Genomic DNA, 19,688 nt, shown 5'->3' on the forward strand with positions numbered 1-19,688 from the left:
TTACTATATAACCTCAGATTTTTATATACTAAAATAAATTTAAGATTTGTTAAGTTTATATTTATCAAAACTGAAGGTTACAAGAGTTTTTACAAAATATATAACCCAAATAGCAAAGGCTATCCATAAGATTGATTTAGAAATAAATATATATCCTAGTGCTCCAATTAAAATAATTAACCCATTTTTGAAAAGTATAAGACTATAATCTTTACTTAACTTAATTTCATCATATAAATCTCTTTGATTTTTAGAAATAAAGTAATATCCTTGTATTAAAATTGCTGATTTACCTTTAAAAATAAAAAATACGATAGATAATAGAAATAGTGCAAAAGACATAGAAAATGCTACATTCAACAAATTAATTACCCCCTTGTTGATTTAATTATGTATATATTTTCTTAAAATTTCAACTGATTCTTAAAAACTTAGTCAATAAATTAAATAATACTTAGCTGTAAAAGCGTATCTTTATTGCTAAACTATAATTAGGGGAAAAATATATTTAGAAGGGAGGAAAACCTATGCAATTTTCAATAGGTGATATTGGATTATTTTTGATGTTATTAGCTTTTGCTTTGTATTCTATAAAACAGTATCACAAATTAAAATATAAAAAATATTTATTTTATTTGTTAAGTTGTATATATGGAATATTTAATAGGAAATATATGATTTCTATTAATGGTATAGAAATCAATAATACAATGCATATTGAGATACTGAGATATATAATATTAGTTCCGATAGCAATATTTTTGTATAAGCTATATAAGGAAAAAGAGTTATATTAAGTTAAGTATACTTAAAAAACTTTTAAAGAAATATGACTATCCACCTAATAAAAGTGAAAAAGCTATTGAGGATGTGATAGAGCAAATTATCCTTCAATATTTTAGTGAAATGTAATTTTCAAAAGGAAGCTTAGCTTATTAGAAAACCTAACTTGTCCAATATTTTTATGGAATTATATACCATAAAAAGTGTATAATGAAAATATACAATTTTCAGCAATTGTATTACATCTTTCAGAAATACACATAAAAGGAGAAGTCAGATGGCAGATTTAAGTTTAAATAAGAGTTTTACATTTTATGATGAAGTAGAAGTTCCAGAAACTATAACTCCATTTATTTCATCAAATGAGAAGATATGTTTTGCAGTAAAAACATTAAGAGACGTAGCAGTATTCACAGACAAAAGAATATTAGTAGTAGACAAGCAAGGGATATCAGGAAAGAAAAAAGAATACTATACAATACCATTTAAAAATATAGTAACTTATGCAATAGAAACAGCAGGTAAATTTGATTTAGATTCAGAAATAAAGTTAGTTCTATCAGGAGGATTATGCATAGAGCTTAACTTTATAAAAGATGATGATATGGATGAGCTACTTTTTAAAGTATATAGCTTAATCAACAAATATATAATTGGATAAAAAAAGGAACGCCATTAATTGCGTTCCTTTTTTACTGTCTAATTAAAGAAAAATAAGGATAAGTATGATAAAATGTTTTTAATTGATAAAATAAAAATATTATTTCAGGGGGAACTAAAATGAAAGTATTACAAAGGGGACTTAAAAAAGAAGAAATAGCACAAGTTAAAAGATATCAAAGATGGTACAGGGTAATAGATAATGAATTAAGGTTATTTGTAAATGAAGATCGTAAAGCACCTAATGGAGAACTTGCCAATAAAATTGACTATAAAAATAACAAAGCATATTTATGTATGGCAGATTTAGCTTATTGTAAAAAGTTTTATGAAAAAAACAAATATTTTAACGTAAGGCTATATGTTAAATCAGATGTTGGAAGTTTATACAACGAATATGAAGTTATAAATTGGTATTTAAGTGATAAAGGATTAGAATTAGATTTAGCATAAATAATAAACTTAAAAAAACACCTATTAGTAGAATTTATCTCTAATAGGTGTTTTTTAAAATTTAATTAAAATGAAATTATTATACTTAAAAATTTGTTTTAGTCCAAATTTAAAATATTATAACTATGAAAAAGAGTATCAAAATTTGAAGATATTAAGATTGAGAATAATTGGAATATATAGAAGATAATCTAAAATTATGGTAAAATATGTAGTAAAAGGGTTAAAATAGATTATTTATAAGTGGGTAAGAAGGGAATAAAAATGATATCTATATATAATAAAGTTAGTGACTATATAATAGTGTTAAATTGTATGGGGGAAATAATTTTTTGTAATGAAAGCTTTTTAAAACGATTAAATTATAATCATGAAGAAATATTAAACTTAAATATAGGTAAAATAATAAACCAAAATAATAATATTAATAATGAGATAAAAGAATTTGGGGAAATAAATAAAACTTTAGAATTTTATTCAAAGTCAAATGAACTAGTCAAAATCAATTCAAATATAATCATAGAAAAATTTAACCATGATAAAAGTATTTTTATTATAGGTAAAGAAGTAGAGTCAAAACAATATACGATGGAAATATTAGAGGATCTTTTAGACAATATTAATGTCTGTGCATTTGTTATAGATTCTGATGGAAAGTATTTATACGTAAATAAGCCTTTTACTGAAATGCTAGATAAAAAAAGAGAAGATATTATTGGAAGCTATAACGGTGATAATTGGGAATATAATATTTATAATGAATTTGAAAAAAATAATACAGAAGTATTTGAAAATAAAAGTCCAAAGATATTTAATGAAAAGTTAGTATATGATGGTAATATTCATTGGTATGAAAGCTACAAAGCTCCAATATATGATGAAAATAAAAAACCTAAATATATTGTAGCAAAATCTAAAAATATTGATTTATCAAAAATCACATCAGAAGAGTTATATAAAAACTATAATAGAGTAACAATTGAAAATGACTTTAGTGGTAGTAATAACAAGAGTGTGGACTTAAATGAAATATTAAAAAATATTGGAGAACATATACTTGATTATACAAAAGCAGATGGTATTTCTATGTTACTTTATGATAGTGATAAAGAAGGTTTAATACCTATCGTAAAATTAAAAAATGCTAAGATAAATCTTAAAAATGTAGAATTTATTCCACTAAAAAAAGTTAATTTATATTCAGATAAATATAGAAAACATTTTAATTGTGTATTTACAAAAGACAAAATACCTAATTTATCAAGCGTAGATTATAAATGTATAGACGAATTATATTATTGTGGTAATTATATAATAGAGTTAAATGATGAACTTATTGGAATGATAGGTTTAAGTTATAAAAAGGGTAATACTCCTAAATTTAATAGTGATGAGTATATGAAATATATATGTAATAAAATAGCGATGATAATTAACAATATCAGACTTTTAAATGAGGTATCTATTGAAAATAAAAAGCGTAAACATACAGAAAAAGAGTTACAACAATACTTAAATGTTTCAGTTGATTTAGTAGCTATAGTAGGAACGGATACATATTTTAAAAGATTAAGTCCTAATTGGTTTGATGTTTTAGGATGGACAGAAGAAGAATTATTATCAATGCCAATTGTAGATATTATTCATCCTAAAGATTTAGAAAGCTTTATAAAGAAAAAAAAATTAAATCCTAAAGAATGTAAAATTACTAGAAATATTATTCGATTCAGGCATAAGAATGGAAAATATATTTATCTTGAATGGAGTAGTGAATATATAGGTGATGAAGAAATATATGTTACAACTGCAAGAGATATTACAAGAAATCTAGAAATAGAAAAAGAAAAAAGAACATTAGAAGAAGCGGTACAGATAGAGGTTGTAAAAAATGAATTCTTTTCAAATATATCACATGAATTTAGAACTCCAATAAATATTATATTGGGGACTATGCAAGTGATTAACAAAAATATAGATAAAAATAATATACAAATAAATACTTTAAAGAAACATACTAACTATATAAAACAAAATTCATATAGATTATTAAGGTTAGTAAATAATTTAATAGATATAAGTAAAATGGATATAGGAATGTATGAGATTAGATGTTCTAATCAAAATATTATAAATATTATTGAAGACATAACTTTATCTGTAGCAGATTATACAAAAAATAATAAAATTAATCTTATATTTGATACAAACGATGAGGAAATTATTACATATTGTGATCCAGATAAAATAGAAAGAATAATGTTAAACCTTTTATCTAATGCCATAAAATATACACCAGAGAATGGTTTTATAAAAGTTAAAATTAATTCTACACCAGAAAAAATAATAGTTTCAGTAAAAGACAGCGGAGTAGGTATACCAAAGGATAAATTAGATGTTATATTTGATAGGTTTGGGCAAGTAGATGGTTCGTTTAATAGAAAATGTGAAGGTAGTGGAATTGGCCTATCATTAGTGAAAAACTTAGTAGAAATACATGGAGGAGAAATATATGTAAATAGTGAAGTTAATAAAGGATCAGAATTTGTATTTAGTATTCCAATTAATATAAAAAAAGAAAATAATGAAAATGAATGTTATGTTGATAGAAAATTTAAGCATGTAGAACGATGCGATATAGAATTTTCAGATATATATAGTATATAAAAATTAATAAATTAAAAAGCATCTGTACAAATATGTATAGATGCTTTTTTGAGGTTATATAGTATCTTCCTTCACTGTAAAGCCTAAATGGCGAGGCTTTAACGTTTTGTCAGATTGATATATAACCTTAAATTCTTATGGTATGAATTTGTCTTTAAAGCCTATTTATGGTGTTTATTTACCTATGAAGTATTTTGAGAAATCTATGAAAAGGTATAGAATCATATAATGATAGTGAGTCCAACCATTTAGATAAAATATCTAATGAAACCCCTAAAATAAATATTAATATAGTATTTAGTAATTTTTCATTCTTAGATAAAGCCATGTTACTTGTATTTCCTATTATAAACACCTCTTAAAATCCAATTTATTTATATATTATATACTTTATTGTATCTTCTTACAATTTTAAATGTACCCTCATTATAACAAGAATTAATGGCAGTAAATTTTAATTAATATTTTGCTAGTTACTGTAGCTATAATCTTTGACTCTTTGGTATTGCCTTTAGTATAATTTTAGGTAAAGATAAGACAATTGAGGGTATATATAAGATTATATAAAAATCTAAAGATAAATTAGGGGAGTAGGATATGAGTATTAATTGTAAAAATTGTAAAAAAACTATTGGTGAAGATTCTAAGTTTTGTTTTAATTGTGGAGTTAAAATAGAGAAAGATGTTATTAATGAAAATGATGAAGTGCTTAAGTTTTGTGATGCTGATAAGGGGTTCACTAAAGGGGAGTTATACGCCTATAGTGATAGAATAGAGTTTGTAAGTAAAAAGGTAATAAAAAAAATGTATTATTATAATTTAAAAAAAGTGAAAAAAAGCTTTGGAATTATTGATTTAAAAACTATAGAGGGTGAAAGTGAGTCTTTTTCGGTAGAAGATAATATTGATGAATGGATAAAATTTATTGATGATAGAATGATTTATTTTAAAGGAAATAACCTAAATATAGAAATGAAAAAAGATACTACTATTAATCTTGAAGAAAAAGAAAAAGAAAATGAAAAATTAGAAAATGCTTACAATGAAATTAAAGAGTCTTTAAAAGAAAAAGATGGTAAGGTTCATATTATTATGATAAAAGGTAGAAGTTTCTTTTCATATGAAGAATTAGAATGTTTAAATAAGTATACAAATGAAGTAGATAGTATATTAAGTTTTATGCAAGATGATGGATATGAAATAATTGATGTTAAATATCAATTAGTAGGATACTCAGAAAATCAGTATAGCACTTTAATAATGTATAAGTAAAAATAATCTCTTTATAACTAATTGCAAAGTATTTAGTATATACATATATATTGGTATAATGTAAATACAGAAATATATAAATAGATATAAAATTCAATTATCATAAGGGGTGAACTTGTGCAAGAATATATAATACAAAATAAACTAGAACAATTTATAGAAAACTACCAACAAATAAAAGAGGTTAAAGGTGCATGGAGTATGGGGATGATACAATATAGCTGTGCTTTATCTCTAACTATTAAAAATCAATATGCAAATAAAGAAAAAATAGAAGAAAATCTAAAAGTAATAAAAGATAATACAGGGATTTTTTCAAACTTTAGGGGTTATAGCATGTACTACACAGCTATATTATTATCAACTAAATTTGATGCACAAAACGATTTTAGAGAAATCCTAGATATATATAAACGATTAAAAGACAAGAGTTTTTGGGGTGATACATATCTACCATTTGTAGCAATAATATTATATGAAAATAAAAAGAAGATAGATATAGATACATGTATTGATAATATGAAGTATGTATATGAGTTTATGAAAAAGCATCATCCATTTTTAACTTCAAGTGATGATTATTGTAGAATAGCACTTATAGCTATAAATTCAAAAGATATAGACAAAGACTTAGACTACATAGAAAAGTGTTATGAAAATCTTAAATCAAATGGGTTTTATCCATCAAATAATCTTCAAGCATTATCTCATATAATGTGTTTTGATAAACATAGAAATGATGAAAGTATAGATAAAATTATAAAACTTAAAGACTTAATGGCTAAAGAAAATTGTAAGATGGATAGCTATGGTTATCCTCTAATAGGAGCTATATCATTACTGGATTGTGATGAAGATACATTAGTAAATCAAATAAAGAAAGTATCTGATAGTCTAAAGGAAGTAAAAGGATTTGGTAATTGGTCATTAGGAAAAAATAATAGAAATATGATAAGTTCGGCTATAGTAGCATCGGCTTATGCAGATTACTTAAAGAAAGAAAGTAACGTAGATACTATAAGTAATAATATATTCTTAGATATAATTATAGCAATAGAAATAGCTTGTATGGTTGCAACTATGGCTGCTGTTTCGGCATCTACTTCAGCAAGTAGCTAAAATATTTAACTTAAAAAACACCTACTAATAGACACTATCTATAGTAGGTGTTTTTTCAAATATATATTCATCAATAATTTCGTTATTATCTAAATCAACAAGCATTATAGAAACTAAAATATTTAAATTAACAGGGTTTATACTTTTTAACTTTTTAAATGTATCCTCATTATTAGTAGCAATAGTAAACTTAGAAAGATTAAACTCATCATAACAAGCCAAATACCCGTAAGTATTTACTAAATAATGACTAACCAAACTTTCTCTATAATCACTAATTGGAATAAATCGAATTCTCCAAATATAATTATCTTTAGTAACTAAAATATTACCTAAAACAGGATTTTTAGATAAGCTCATATTAAAACCATCCTTAAGAACTCTAGGAGTTATAATACTAATAAACTTATCTTCACACTTTTCATTATAAACCTTTAAATCTGGGGCATTTGAATTATTAATTCTAGAAAGAGGTTGAATATATAAATAACCATACTTTTCTAATATATCATTAAAATCAACCTTAAGCACCAAAGCCAAAGCTCTTAAAACTTCCTCTGATGGCTTTTTTCTTTCTCCCGATTCAATTCTGCTTATCTCAGCATTACTAACACCAGATTTTTCAGCCAAAGCCCGTTGTGACAATTTATTCTCAAGCCTTAACGCTTTTAAGTATTCTCCTATCATAATATCAAACCCTCATTTCTAAAATACATAATAATTACCTAAACAATGTTTGCAGATACACAAAAACTACCTATGCAATCGTAATTTCATTATAACCAAAGTGGTGATTATATTCAACGATTTGACAAAAAAAGGTATTCCTATTGACTGTGTAATAAACGAGGTGATACTATTATGTTACCAATAGGTAACGTTTTTTAATAAAATTGTTTAAGAAAAAATCAATAAATAAAATATCTAAGGAGACAGGGGCAATGGAGTTGAATGTTGAGTATTTTAGGGAAGTATTAATCAAAAAAGATATTACAAATAGAGAGTTTGCAAGGAGGGCTGGAATTTGCCACAGTAGTGTTACTAAAATATTAAATAAAAATATGAAAGCAGGAATTAAAACTTGTAAGGCAATAAGGGGAGCTTTAAAAGATGAACCTGTAAGTAAATTATTTATGTAGAGTGTTACCATAGGTAACATAAAAGTTAAAAGGGGGATAAAGTATGAAATTTATTACTAAAGTAGTAACAGGTGAAGTAAGATTTAATTATGTAAGTACAACAGAAGCTAGAGTAAACGACCTAGACTCAGAACCAAAGTTTGGTTTGACTATACTTATACCAAAAGACAACAGTGAAACTATGGGAAAAATATATATGGGAATGTCAAATGCTACAAAAAATGGACTAAACCTATGGGGTGGACAAGTTCCAGAGGATATAATAACTTGCTTAAAAGATGGAGATCTACTAGATAGAGAAGAATATAAAAATCACTTCTATATAAATACTAATTCTAAACACAAACCCCAAGTAGTAAATAGAGCATTAAATGAAATTACAGATTCTAAAGAACTTTACAACGGTTGTTATGGAAGAGTAAGTATAAACTTTTATCCATATAACCATATAGAAAGTGGAAATTGTGGTATTGCTGCTGGACTTTTAAATATCCAAAAGTTAAGAGATGGAGAAAAGATAAGTAACAGAAGTAGTGCAGCAGATGATTTTGACATAGTAGAAGATGATAGGATTTTAATATAATGAAAACTATATCAATTGACATAGAAACTTATTCAAATATAGACCTTACAAAAAGTGGGGTCTATAAGTATATTGAAGGGGACTTTGAAATACTACTTATTGCTTATGCCTATGATGATGAAGAAGTAAAAATTATAGACTTAAAAAATGGAGATAAAATACCACCACAATTTAAAAAAGATTTATTTGATGAAAACATAATAAAAACTGCCTTTAATGCAAACTTTGAAAGGATATGTTTATCTAAATACTTTAACAAGAAATTAAGTCCTAAAATGTTTAGATGCACCCAAGTTCACGGCCTATATCTAGGACTACCACATGGACTAGATAAGGTATCCAAAACGTTAAGATTAAAAGAAGAAAAACTAGAAGAAGGTAAAAGCTTAATAAGATTTTTTATGAAAAAAGAAAATATAGATTTAATTAATTCAAAGGAAGATAGTAAAGAAAAGTTAGAAGTAATTAAAAAGTATGAGGCATTTAAAAAGTATTGTATAAATGATGTAGTTGTTGAAAGGAGTATAAGAAAATTTTTAGAAAAAGTTAAAATTCCTAAAATAGAACAAAAGCTTTGGGAGCTAGATCAAGAGATAAATGATAGAGGAGTTTTAATAGATAAAAAATTACTAGAAAATGCTTGTACTTGTGATGAGAAATTTAAAGAAGATTTAATGAAAAAACTTAAAATTATAACTAAGGTAGATAATCCAAAAAGCAACAATCAAATAAAAACCTATCTTAAAACTATGGGAATAGAAGTAAGTTCACTTAATAAAGAAAGTGTAGAAAATTTATTAAAAAGTGAAGAAGTATTAAATCATAAAAAATATGAAGAAATAAAAGAGGTTTTAAATTTAAGAAGTAGATTAAATAAAACATCTACTAAAAAGTATGAAGCAATGAAAAGGTGTATTTGTAGTGATGATAGGATAAGAGGATTGTTTCAATTTTATGGAGCAAATAGAACAGGACGATGGGCAGGAAGATTAGTACAAGTTCAAAATCTTCCACAAAATAAACTTGAAAATTTAGAAGAAGTAAGAAGTATTATAATTAATAATTACGGAAGTGAATTACCTAGTAGAGATAAATATAAAAAATATACTAATAAAGAAAACTACTACAACCAAAATAAAAGTATAAAGGTTAATGAAGATATTTCAAGTATATTATCTCAACTAATAAGAACAACCTTTATACCAAAGAAAAACCATAGATTTATAATAGCAGACTTTAGTGCAATAGAAGCAAGGATAACTTCTTATATAGCAAATGAAATATGGAGGTTAGAGGTATTTAACACCCACGGAAAGATATATGAAGCAAGTGCAGCTAAAATGTTTAAAGTAGATATTAATAAAATAACAAAAGAAAGTGAACTAAGACAAAAAGGTAAAATTGCAGAATTAGCCCTAGGTTATCAAGGTGGAGTAGGAGCACTTGTTACTATGGGTGCTTATAATATGAACTTATGTGAAGATGAGCTTATAGAAATTGTAAAAGCTTTTAGAAGTTCTAATACAAATATAGTTAGTCTATGGAAAAAAGCAGAGAAAGCTTTTATAAAAGCAGTAAAAGATAAAACAGTTGTAAATATAGATAAAAACATAAGTTTTATATATGAAGGAAATATCCTTTTTATAAAACTACCATCAGGAAGAAGACTTTCTTATATAAGACCAAGAGTAGATTTTAACAATGCTTTTAACAAATACATTATAACCTATGAAGGATTAGATTCTATAAGTAAAAAACAAACAAGGTTAACTACATATGGAGGAAAGTTGGTAGAAAATATTGTACAAGCTATAGCACGTGATGTATTAGGTTATGCAATGCTTAATTTAAAATATAGGAAATTTAATATTGTAATGCATGTACATGATGAGATTGTAGTTGAAGTAGAAAATAATATTTCAAGTGTAGAAGAAGTTTGTGAAATAATGTGTGAAGAAAATCCATATTTAAAAGATTTAAAATTAAAAGCTGATGGTTTTGAAAGTAGGTATTATAAAAAGTAATCAAGTATAATGGGGGATAATATGAAACATGACAAACTTATAAATATAGCTATAGGAAGAAGTAGAAAAGAAATTAATTATGTAAACAAAAGTATTAGTTACTCAGATTTTATAAATAACTATTTAAAAGACACTAAATATACAAAAGAAGATTATAAGGAGTATATAAACTTTTCAAAGGATATACAAGATAATATAAAGGATGTAGGTGGTTTTGTAGATGGATTTTTAAAGGATGGGAAAAGAAGAAAAGAAACTGTTATAAATAGAAGTCTTGTAACCTTAGATGCAGACTTTGCTTATGAAAATATGATAGAAGATATTGAAAAAAATTGTGATTTTGCTATGTGTATATATACAACTCATAAACATACAAAAGAAAATCCTAGATTTAGAATAGTTATTCCTTTAAGTTATGAAGTAGATTCTATAGAGTATGAAGCCATAGCTAGAAAATTGGCTTTTAATATAGGTATAGATTATTTTGACGACACTACCTATTCTCCTTCTAGACTTATGTATTTTCCATCTACTAGTAAAGATGGTGATTATGTTTTTAAGATTATAGATAAAGCTTGGCTAAATCCAAAAGATATATTAAACTCTTATGAAAATTATAAAGATGAAAGTTCATGGCCTTTTTCTTCAAGAACAAAGGGAAAAGTTATTAATTCTAATACAAACACACCAAAGGAAAATCCAAGACTAAAAGAAGGAATTATAGGAGCATTTTGCAGAGTTTATAATGTATTTGATGTTATTGAAAAGTATTTAAGTAATATTTATAAAAAAGGTGATAGTGATTATAGATACACTTATATAAATGGAAGTAGTTCTAATGGTTTGATTATTTATGAAAATGGAGATTTTGCATATTCTCATCATAGTACAGATGTATGTTTAGACAAACTTTGTAATTCCTTTGATTTATTAAGATTACATAAGTTTTCAAATTTAGATGAAAAGGTAAGTGTGGATACTCCTATTAACAAACTACCTTCATATATAAATATGATTGAGTTTATAAGTAAAGATGAAAAAGTTATGTTAGAACTTGGAAATAGTAAGTTAAAACAAGCAAAAGAAGACTTTAAAGACCTTTATAATGTTAATGAAGATAATATTATAAATAATGATAATATATGGATTACAAAGCTTGAAGTAGATAAAAAAGGTATGTATAAAGCTAGTAATAAAAATATAGTTACTATTTTAGAAAATGATATAAATTTAAAGGGAAAAATTGCATATAACTTATTTTCAAATAGAACTATGGTTAAAGGGGATTTGCCTTGGAGAAGTGTTTCAGACAAGGTAAGGGGAGATATTTGGCAAGATAGTGATGATGCAAATCTTAGAGTTTATATAGATATAACTTATGGAATAGTTGCACCATATAAGATTAATGATGGATTAGCTATTATAGAAAAGAAAAATAAGTATCATCCAATAATAGATTATTTAAACTCTAATACTTGGGATAAAATTAGTCGAGTTGATACTTTAATGATTGATTACCTAGGAGCAGAAGATTGTGAGTATACAAAAAGTATAACTAGAAAAATGCTAGTGGCTGCTGTTTCTCGTGTTTTTAATCCAGGGATTAAGTTTGATTATATGTTAGTTTTAGTTGGAAGACAGGGGATAGGTAAAAGTTATATTATTAATTTATTAGGTAGAGAGTGGTATTCAGATTCCCTAAATACTGTTTATGGAAAAGAGGCCTATGAGCAGTTACAAAATGCTTGGATACTTGAGATGGCAGAACTTTCTGCTACTAAAAAAGCAGATGCTGAGGCTATTAAACACTTTATATCTAAAACTGAAGATAGTTATAGGCAAGCTTATGGAAAAAGGGTAGATACTTTTAAAAGACAATGTGTGTTTTTTGGTACTACTAATGAAAATGAGTTTTTAAAAGATAGAACAGGTAATAGAAGGTATTGGCCTTTGATGGTTGGAGTAAATAAGCCTTTAAAGAATTTATTTAAGGATTTAAATAAAAATGAGATAAATCAGATTTGGGCAGAGGCTTTGTATTTGTATAAATGTGGAGAGAAATTAATTTTAGAAGGTGAGGTTGAAAGAGAAGCTACTTTAAAGCAAGAACAACATTTAGAAAGTAATAGTAAAGAGGGGATGATTAGGGAGTTTTTAAATATGAAGCTACCTAAGAGTTGGGACAAGATGGATGTTTTTGAAAGAAGGATTTATATAGGAGAAGGTAATGGTTTAAGGGAAGAGGGTTGTATAATTCGTGATAAGGTTTGTAGTGCAGAGATTTGGGTTGAGCTATTTGGTGGTGATATGAAGATGTTTTATAAAGGTAATGCAAGGGAGATTAATGATATTTTAAGAAAGATTGATGGGTGGAGTGCTTTAAAAAATGGAGCAGGTAAGCTTAGGTTTGGAAAGATTTATGGTGTTCAAAGGGCTTTTATAAGGGATAATTAGGTGTTACCAAACTTGTATTTAGCGTTGTCATAAGTGTTGTCAAAGGCGTTGTCAAACCTAATTTATGACAACACTTATATTAAACTTTGGTGTTGTCATATTTTCTTTGGTAACACCTTTGACAACGGTGTTTGGTAACGCTTAAAGCTAGTAATTTAAACGATTTTGCCTTAGTGTTACCAATGTTGTCAAAAATCTATATAAATGTCTAAATTAGGGAGAAATATATAGATATATAGGTCTAATTCATATAATAAGTTATGGGAAAGTTTTTTTGGTAACACTAAATAAAAAAAGGGATATTTCCTTTTGAAATATCCCTATATCCTAAGCTACCACTAAGTCATATTCAGATGTATCTGTTACTACTATTTTAGCTTCTACTGTATCTATTAACTTTGATCCATATGGAGCAAATATATTCTTTTCAACTATTAAGTTCATAGCAGCTACTATTTCAGCTTCAGTTATATCTTCTTTTGGGTCATCTATTATTATAGATGTTTTTCTTTGTACTCCCGTTAAGAAGGTCATTACTAATCTTTTTTTAGTTTCCATTTATTTTACCTCCTTTTAAATTATAAAAGCGAATTTTTAGCAACGGACCTGTTTTTCAAGGTCGTTGGCGATATGAGTAACACGAATTTTAGTTTAATATTGTGTTATCTTGTTTTAATATTTCAAGTGCATCGTGGATTTGTAACCCTATTAATGCTTTTGCTACGTCAATTATATTTTGAGATGTAGCTTTATCTGATATATTTGAGAATGAACGAGTTTTTACTATTGTTTTTCCTTGGTCATTTAGACCACAGTCAAATTTTATTTTTAATGCTGATGGATTTTTAGTTTCACTTACTGTCATGTTTGTTCTCCTTTCTTTTAAAGATATGGGGTATCTTTAAGTTTTATTTGAAGTGTTAGCTTCTAATTTAATTATAGAGGGAGATTGACTTTTTCTATATTAAAGGATTTTAGAAAATTTTTAGGAGGATATTTTATGGAGGATAAGATTTTAAAGTTTGTTAGTGTTGATGATGTGCCAGAGGGGTGTAAGGATTTGGTTGATGTTTTTGGTATGGATGTTTTTATTAGGTTGATTGAGTTTTGTGGTGGAAGTTCTATTTATTTGCCTAGTAAGGGGTCTGTTTTTAGAAATGCTAGAAATAGGGTTATTAGGGATGAGTTTGATGGGGGTAATTTTCGAGAGCTTTCTGGTAGGTTTGGGATTAGTGATATGCAAATTAGAAATATTGTTAGGTAAGTTAGTATTTTAAACTTTAATTTGTATGTATGTTTTGTTAATATAGATGTATAGAAGATTAAAGGAGATAGATTATGGAGTATACTAAAGCGCAGATAGATGAGATTAAGGCTAAGATTGTATATATTTTAGATGAGAATGGTGAGATGAGGTTTGGGAAGTTAGCAAAGATTATTATACATTCTGGTATGGCTGATTCTAGTTTTATAGTACAAAAGATTTTAAAAAGAGGTTGTGTTGAGTATAAGGAGTTTGATGGGACTGAGTTGTTTGTAAGTCCTAAGACTGGATATTGGAAGTTGATAGATTAATTTTTAGGCACTGATTTTAAGGCTTAGGCTTTGGGTTGGTGCCTTTTTTGTGAGATTTTGTTTGTATCGTGGGGAGTTTGAGGTTATATAGCATCTTCCTTCACTTAAAGCCTAAAGGGCAGGCTTTAACGTTTCGTCTGATTGCTATATAACCTCAAACTCTTTCCTCGTAAAAATACTGTAATTTAGGGATGATTCTATAAACTAATCACTTTTTCGCTATAATTAAAATTGATTACTTAGCAATTAAAATTAATAAAATAAGTTGATATAACAAGGAAAAATATGGTAATATATTGATAGCAAGTTTAGGATTAACTTTATAAATAAAGTGAATTAAAAAAGAAGTGATGTTTAAAAATGAATATACAATTAAAAATATATCAAAAATAGTGAGATTATACAGGGGTTCAGTGAGATTCGTCTCCACCATTGAAATCCACGAAAAAGTATTGGCTAAATAGTCAATACTTTTTAATGTACAGAAGGGGGGAAATATAAGATTGAATACGAAATATATATCTAGTTTACATGTAAAGGGATTTAGGCTATTTGAAACATTAAATGTAAGATTTAATCCTAGATTTAATTTTATAATAGGCTCTAATGGATGTGGAAAAACATCTATATTAAGAGCTATAGTAATCTCTTATTCACAGTATTTATTAGAAGATTCTAGATTACAATCAAATTTTGAAGCATGGATAGATTTTATAGAAAATGACAAAAAAAATAGAATAGGTGTGCTACCTAGCAATTATGCGAATATAAGAAATGATTATAGATCAAGTCAATCGATTCCTGCCGATAAGCCACCTACTGATGAAGGTTGTGAATCTTATTACAATTATGAGGCTGAAAAATTAAAATTTGCACCGTTGGTACTAGGTGCATTTAGGAAGATTGATTATAGAAGAATTGAGGGGATGAGAAGAGAAGAAAATTTAACTGAATCCATTAGAAAGTATATCCAAAATGCTCCTTCAAGTTTAAATGGTGGATATCTTCCTGATATAAAACAATGGATGATAAACCGTTATTTTCAGATAGAAAAAGAATGGGCATATATAGAAAAAAGCAACTGGGACTGGCTAATAAAAAATATAGATACATTAGCTCCTAAAGACTCAAAATTTAGGTTTATTAAAATCGAAAAAGATTTAGAACCAGTATTTACTATAAATGATAAAGAATGTTATTTAGAAGAATTATCTACAGGATTTCAATCTATACTATCGATGGTATTAGCTATATTTGAATGGATAGAAGCAACTAATGAAAAAGATGATAAATTAGTGAAAAATGCAGCCGGAACAGTTATAATAGATGAGCTAGATGTACATCTACACCCAGAATGGCAGCTAATATTAAGGGATAGCTTAGAAGTGATGTTTCCTAAACTACAATTTATAGTTACGACACACTCACCACATCTAATAGCATCTGCAAAAGAAGGCGAAATAATAGTTGTTCCAGAAAAAAACACTAACCTTGATTTATATCCAAGAAAAGATAAATATTCAGGATGGAATACAGATCAAATTCTAAGTGAATTAATGGGCGTGAAAAGTCTAGATAATAAGGAATACTTCAGAATGGTTGAAAAAGGAATGGAATATATCAATGAAGCCAATATTGAAGGATTATCTCATATTATAGATAAACTAGAAGAAATAGCTCATCCCTCTGATACTATAATATCTGTACTTAAAATAAAACAGGCGTCTTTAAGTTTAAAGGATTAGATTTATGATAAAGATAAATAAGCAGGCAGAGCCACCTAAAATATTATTAGATAATAAAGAAAAATGGACTAATAATCTTATGGAAGCTGTCAAAAAGTATGGTTCATATAAGAAGATACCGAGGGATGAAAAGGAAAAATTATTAAAGAACTATAAGCATCGAGATATACAATCTATATTATTTGACTCAAGTTATATGAAATGTGTTTTTTGTGAATGTAAACCAGCAGAGGGAGGGAATATTGAGGTAGAACACTTTGCACCTAAATCATTATATCCACACTTAACATTTGAATGGTCGAATTTACTTCCAATATGCAGAAATTGTAATGGATCAAAATCAAATCATGATACTTTAAATAGCGTGATTATTAATCCATCAGAAGCTGATCCAGATAGATATTTTGATTTTAAAACTTTAAAAATGGTAACATCAGATACATCTCCGAATAAGGATATATCTGAAAATACATTAAATGTAATTAGTAACTTAAATTCACCGTCTTTATTTAGAGTTAGAGCTGATTTACTATATACATTAGCCACATATGAAGATGATTTAGAATATCACATTAAGGAAATTGAGTCTAGTGGAACTGAAAGACAAAGAAGCATCAGGATAAATAAATTAAAAAAATCGTTAGAACTTATAGAAGAATTATGTAAACCTAATGAAAAGTATTCTGGGTTTGTTAAAAATTATGTTTTCAAAAGTGATGTAATTACTAAGGCTAAAAAAATTGTATCTGAATTTTTTAGTACCTTAGATTAATATACTATTTACATAAATGATAGTAGTGGATATGATTCCTGCGAATCGTCTCCACCATTGAAATCCACAGAAAACACATTGATTAATTAGTCAATGTGTTTTTTATTGTATGAATTACAAAAAACTTATTAAAAATTCAATTCATACATTTTTTAATAAGTCATATCTTATTTTTAACATTTATGCTTTATTCTGATTTTGTATTTTTCCCTGAATGGTAAGAGAGTTGTAGTGGGAGAAAAATAATGTTATTCTCGAATATATAATAAAAGGAGATATAACTTATAACTATAGTATGGAAATTGAGAAATAAGTTACCTGCAATAATTGCTGTTAAAGCAGAGAAAACGTTGTAGAAAGAGCATTACTAGATTTCATTTTAGAAATTATAAGGGACATAGAGGGTATTAAATAAAAAGTTAAATTTAAATCGTATACACCAGTGAAATTCATGAAAAATGATTCATTAAGATTATTCACTTTTTTAGCATTGTATCCCGTGGGTAAACCAAGTACAATACTTATTAAGGAGTTATTATTAACTGCATGATAACAAAAAGAAGCTGTTGATCGATATAGTATTCCTGAGCATTGGTTTTTTACAATATTGCAATAATGAATAATGGTAATTTAAGGTTTATCCTAGCTAATGCAGAAAAACCTTAAAATAAGTGAAGAGATAAAATTTACGAGAGGTGATGGGATGTATGAAAATATATTAATTATAGAGGACGATAGAGTGATTAGGGATGAACTGGTACAATTTCTTGAAAATGCTGAGTATAAAACGACAGTCCCGAACTTAGACGGTAATGTGACTGATACTGTTAAAAAATCTAATCCAGATTTAATATTACTGGATGTAAACTTACCTACTCAGGATGGATTTTTCATATGTCGTCAAATCAGACATTTTTCAAAGGTTCCTATTATTTTTATTACTGCAAGGGATAATACAATGGATGAACTAAATGGATTAACAATGGGTGGGGATGATTATATTACAAAACCATACAATCTTCCAATACTTTTAGCGAGGATAAAGTCTTTATTGAAACGGTCAGAGAGAGCTGATAATCAACGTATATACTATAATGGAATAATACTTAATCCTATATCAGCAAATGTTGAATATAATGGTGAAGTAGTAGAGCTATCAAAAACTGAGCTGAAAATTATATATTACTTGTTTCAAAACTGTGGTGAAGTTGTTCCTCGAATTGAATTGATTGAGTTCCTGTGGGATAACCATATTCATATTGATGACAATACACTAAGTGTACATATGACAAGACTTAGGGATAAATTGAAAATCATTGGTATTAAAGATTTCATTCAAACAAAACGAGGGATGGGATATAAAATATGACGTTTAGTAATTTTATTAAAGATAAAGTTTATGTAATTGTATTAAATTTATCTTGTGCTGTTTTATTATCAATGTTTATATATCTAACAAGAAGAAAAATGGATGAATTAATTTTGATACTGGTATGCTGGGCATTTATTTTTATTATTTATTTAACGATTATTTACAGGAAACAAAAAAAGAAAGTTTTAGAAATACATTGTATCATGGATTCTTTGGACAAAAAATATCTATTTGTTGAAATGTTGGATAAACCATCAACTGTTTTAGAGCAGGAATACTATTCTATAATGAAGCGGTCAATGAAATCTATGGCAGAGCATGTGTCTGAAGCAGAACGTAAACAACGTGAATATCAAGAATTTATTGAGCAATGGGTTCATGAAATAAAACTTCCGATTACTGGGATGAAGTTAATTTGCGAGAACAACAAAAATGAATATACAAGAAAACAAATCTTACAAATTGAAGAAATTGAACGACATGTAGAGCGGGTACTTTATTATGCTCGTCTAGGACATGTTGAAAAAGACTACATAATTAAGGAAACTTCGCTTACTGATATTATCGAAGAGGTTTTGGCTAAAAACAAGAAGTTACTAATCACAAATAATTTTGGAGTTGATACTTCAAATTTACACTATACAGTTTATTGTGATAAAAAATGGATTGTTTTTATATTAAACCAAATTATAATAAATTGCGTCCAATATAAAAAAGATAATCCTAAAATTACTATTGGAGCCTACGAGGTTGGAAGCAATATAGAACTTGCAATTAAAGATAATGGAATAGGTATTAAAAAAAGCGAGATTTCTAGAATATTCCAGATTGGATTTACAGGCAGCAATGGAAGAAATTCTAAAACTTCCACTGGAATAGGCCTCTATCTTTGTAAGGAATTAAGTCAAAAACTTGGTATAAGCATTAATGCTAAGTCTGAACTGAACAAATACACTGAAATCATTTTATCTTTCCCAAAAGATGAAAATTTAGATTTAATGAAGCAGCGCTAATATAAATTGTGCTGCTTTTTATATTAAGTTAAATTACAAAATCGTAAGATAAATGCAAGT

The 19,688-nt window shown here is 26.8% G+C and carries 21 protein-coding genes; 17 read left to right on the forward strand and 4 right to left on the reverse strand.

What is annotated here, in order from left to right; all coding sequences use genetic code 11:
• Window positions 1–39: 39 nt before the first annotated feature.
• Entirely contained in the window at window positions 40–363 is a 324-nt protein-coding gene (locus ATCC9714_RS07330; protein WP_057544888.1) for a DUF3784 domain-containing protein, read from the reverse strand.
• Window positions 364–527: 164 nt separating this feature from the next.
• Here ATCC9714_RS07330 and ATCC9714_RS07335 point away from each other — a divergent pair, with 164 nt between their 5' ends.
• From ATCC9714_RS07335 to ATCC9714_RS07365, 7 genes are all read left to right on the forward strand, one after another.
• Entirely contained in the window at window positions 528–797 is a 270-nt protein-coding gene (locus ATCC9714_RS07335; protein ID WP_021124390.1) for a hypothetical protein, read from the forward strand.
• Window positions 798–804: 7 nt separating this feature from the next.
• Window positions 805–912 (forward strand): type I restriction enzyme endonuclease domain-containing protein, encoded by a 108-nt coding sequence (locus tag ATCC9714_RS17940; RefSeq protein WP_409339674.1) that lies wholly within the window; start codon window positions 805–807, stop codon window positions 910–912.
• Between the two features lie 148 nt (window positions 913–1,060).
• Window positions 1,061–1,444: a PH domain-containing protein gene (locus ATCC9714_RS07345; RefSeq protein WP_021124391.1), complete on the forward strand. Its 384-nt coding sequence runs from the start codon at window positions 1,061–1,063 to the stop codon at window positions 1,442–1,444.
• Between the two features lie 119 nt (window positions 1,445–1,563).
• Window positions 1,564–1,896: a hypothetical protein gene (locus ATCC9714_RS07350; RefSeq protein WP_021124392.1), complete on the forward strand. Its 333-nt coding sequence runs from the start codon at window positions 1,564–1,566 to the stop codon at window positions 1,894–1,896.
• A gap of 264 nt (window positions 1,897–2,160) precedes the next feature.
• Window positions 2,161–4,560 (forward strand): ATP-binding protein, encoded by a 2,400-nt coding sequence (locus ATCC9714_RS07355; protein ID WP_057544889.1) that lies wholly within the window; start codon window positions 2,161–2,163, stop codon window positions 4,558–4,560.
• 597 nt (window positions 4,561–5,157) lie between these two features.
• Window positions 5,158–5,832 (forward strand): zinc ribbon domain-containing protein, encoded by a 675-nt coding sequence (locus tag ATCC9714_RS07360; protein ID WP_057544890.1) that lies wholly within the window; start codon window positions 5,158–5,160, stop codon window positions 5,830–5,832.
• 117 nt (window positions 5,833–5,949) lie between these two features.
• The gene (locus ATCC9714_RS07365) at window positions 5,950–6,951 is read left to right on the forward strand and encodes a DUF4003 family protein (protein ID WP_057544891.1); all 1,002 of its coding nucleotides are present in this window, start codon (window positions 5,950–5,952) and stop codon (window positions 6,949–6,951) included.
• A 24-nt stretch (window positions 6,952–6,975) separates the two neighbouring features.
• Here the strand turns inward: ATCC9714_RS07365 and ATCC9714_RS07370 are convergent, their stop codons facing one another.
• Window positions 6,976–7,638 carry a helix-turn-helix domain-containing protein gene (locus ATCC9714_RS07370; protein ID WP_021129888.1) on the reverse strand — a complete coding sequence of 221 codons (663 nt, stop codon included), beginning with the start codon at window positions 7,636–7,638 and terminating at the stop codon, window positions 6,976–6,978.
• Window positions 7,639–7,892: 254 nt separating this feature from the next.
• Here ATCC9714_RS07370 and ATCC9714_RS07375 point away from each other — a divergent pair, with 254 nt between their 5' ends.
• From ATCC9714_RS07375 to ATCC9714_RS07390, 4 genes are read left to right on the forward strand one after another with little or no spacing between them, the layout of a single operon-like run.
• Window positions 7,893–8,090: a helix-turn-helix domain-containing protein gene (locus ATCC9714_RS07375; protein ID WP_021124404.1), complete on the forward strand. Its 198-nt coding sequence runs from the start codon at window positions 7,893–7,895 to the stop codon at window positions 8,088–8,090.
• A 43-nt stretch (window positions 8,091–8,133) separates the two neighbouring features.
• Complete coding sequence (locus tag ATCC9714_RS07380; protein WP_057544892.1) at window positions 8,134–8,673, forward strand: DUF2815 family protein; 540 nt, start codon at window positions 8,134–8,136, stop codon at window positions 8,671–8,673.
• A complete protein-coding gene (locus ATCC9714_RS07385) occupies window positions 8,673–10,697 on the forward strand; it encodes a DNA polymerase (protein WP_057544893.1) in 2,025 nt (674 codons plus the stop codon). The genes ATCC9714_RS07380 and ATCC9714_RS07385 overlap by 1 nt, the downstream gene beginning before the upstream one ends.
• A gap of 21 nt (window positions 10,698–10,718) precedes the next feature.
• The gene (locus tag ATCC9714_RS07390) at window positions 10,719–13,151 is read left to right on the forward strand and encodes a virulence-associated E family protein (protein ID WP_057544894.1); all 2,433 of its coding nucleotides are present in this window, start codon (window positions 10,719–10,721) and stop codon (window positions 13,149–13,151) included.
• Window positions 13,152–13,478: 327 nt separating this feature from the next.
• On the opposite strand, the gene ATCC9714_RS07395 is transcribed toward ATCC9714_RS07390, so the two are convergent.
• Window positions 13,479–13,709, reverse strand: coding sequence for a DUF2922 domain-containing protein (locus ATCC9714_RS07395; protein ID WP_057544895.1), 231 nt, complete (start codon window positions 13,707–13,709; stop codon window positions 13,479–13,481).
• Window positions 13,710–13,797: 88 nt separating this feature from the next.
• On the reverse strand, window positions 13,798–14,016 hold the full coding sequence (locus ATCC9714_RS07400) for a DUF1659 domain-containing protein (RefSeq protein ID WP_021124413.1): 219 nt from the start codon (window positions 14,014–14,016) through the stop codon (window positions 13,798–13,800).
• 135 nt (window positions 14,017–14,151) lie between these two features.
• Here ATCC9714_RS07400 and ATCC9714_RS07405 point away from each other — a divergent pair, with 135 nt between their 5' ends.
• The 6 genes from ATCC9714_RS07405 (at window position 14,152) to ATCC9714_RS07430 (ending at window position 19,628) form a co-directional block, all read left to right on the forward strand.
• The gene (locus tag ATCC9714_RS07405; protein WP_057543044.1) at window positions 14,152–14,415 is read left to right on the forward strand and encodes a Mor transcription activator family protein; all 264 of its coding nucleotides are present in this window, start codon (window positions 14,152–14,154) and stop codon (window positions 14,413–14,415) included.
• 74 nt (window positions 14,416–14,489) lie between these two features.
• A complete protein-coding gene (locus tag ATCC9714_RS07410) occupies window positions 14,490–14,726 on the forward strand; it encodes a hypothetical protein (protein ID WP_021124415.1) in 237 nt (78 codons plus the stop codon).
• A 503-nt stretch (window positions 14,727–15,229) separates the two neighbouring features.
• Entirely contained in the window at window positions 15,230–16,471 is a 1,242-nt protein-coding gene (locus tag ATCC9714_RS07415) for an AAA family ATPase (protein ID WP_077065672.1), read from the forward strand.
• A gap of 4 nt (window positions 16,472–16,475) precedes the next feature.
• The gene (locus ATCC9714_RS07420) at window positions 16,476–17,243 is read left to right on the forward strand and encodes an HNH endonuclease family protein (protein ID WP_021124417.1); all 768 of its coding nucleotides are present in this window, start codon (window positions 16,476–16,478) and stop codon (window positions 17,241–17,243) included.
• A gap of 703 nt (window positions 17,244–17,946) precedes the next feature.
• A complete protein-coding gene (locus ATCC9714_RS07425) occupies window positions 17,947–18,612 on the forward strand; it encodes a response regulator transcription factor (RefSeq protein ID WP_057544896.1) in 666 nt (221 codons plus the stop codon).
• Window positions 18,609–19,628, forward strand: a complete 1,020-nt coding sequence (locus ATCC9714_RS07430) for a sensor histidine kinase (protein WP_057544897.1) — start codon at window positions 18,609–18,611, stop codon at window positions 19,626–19,628. The genes ATCC9714_RS07425 and ATCC9714_RS07430 overlap by 4 nt, the downstream gene beginning before the upstream one ends.
• Window positions 19,629–19,688 lie beyond the last annotated feature (60 nt).

The organism is Paraclostridium sordellii, assembly GCF_000953675.1.
In the GTDB taxonomy this organism is placed as follows: domain Bacteria; phylum Bacillota; class Clostridia; order Peptostreptococcales; family Peptostreptococcaceae; genus Paraclostridium; species Paraclostridium sordellii.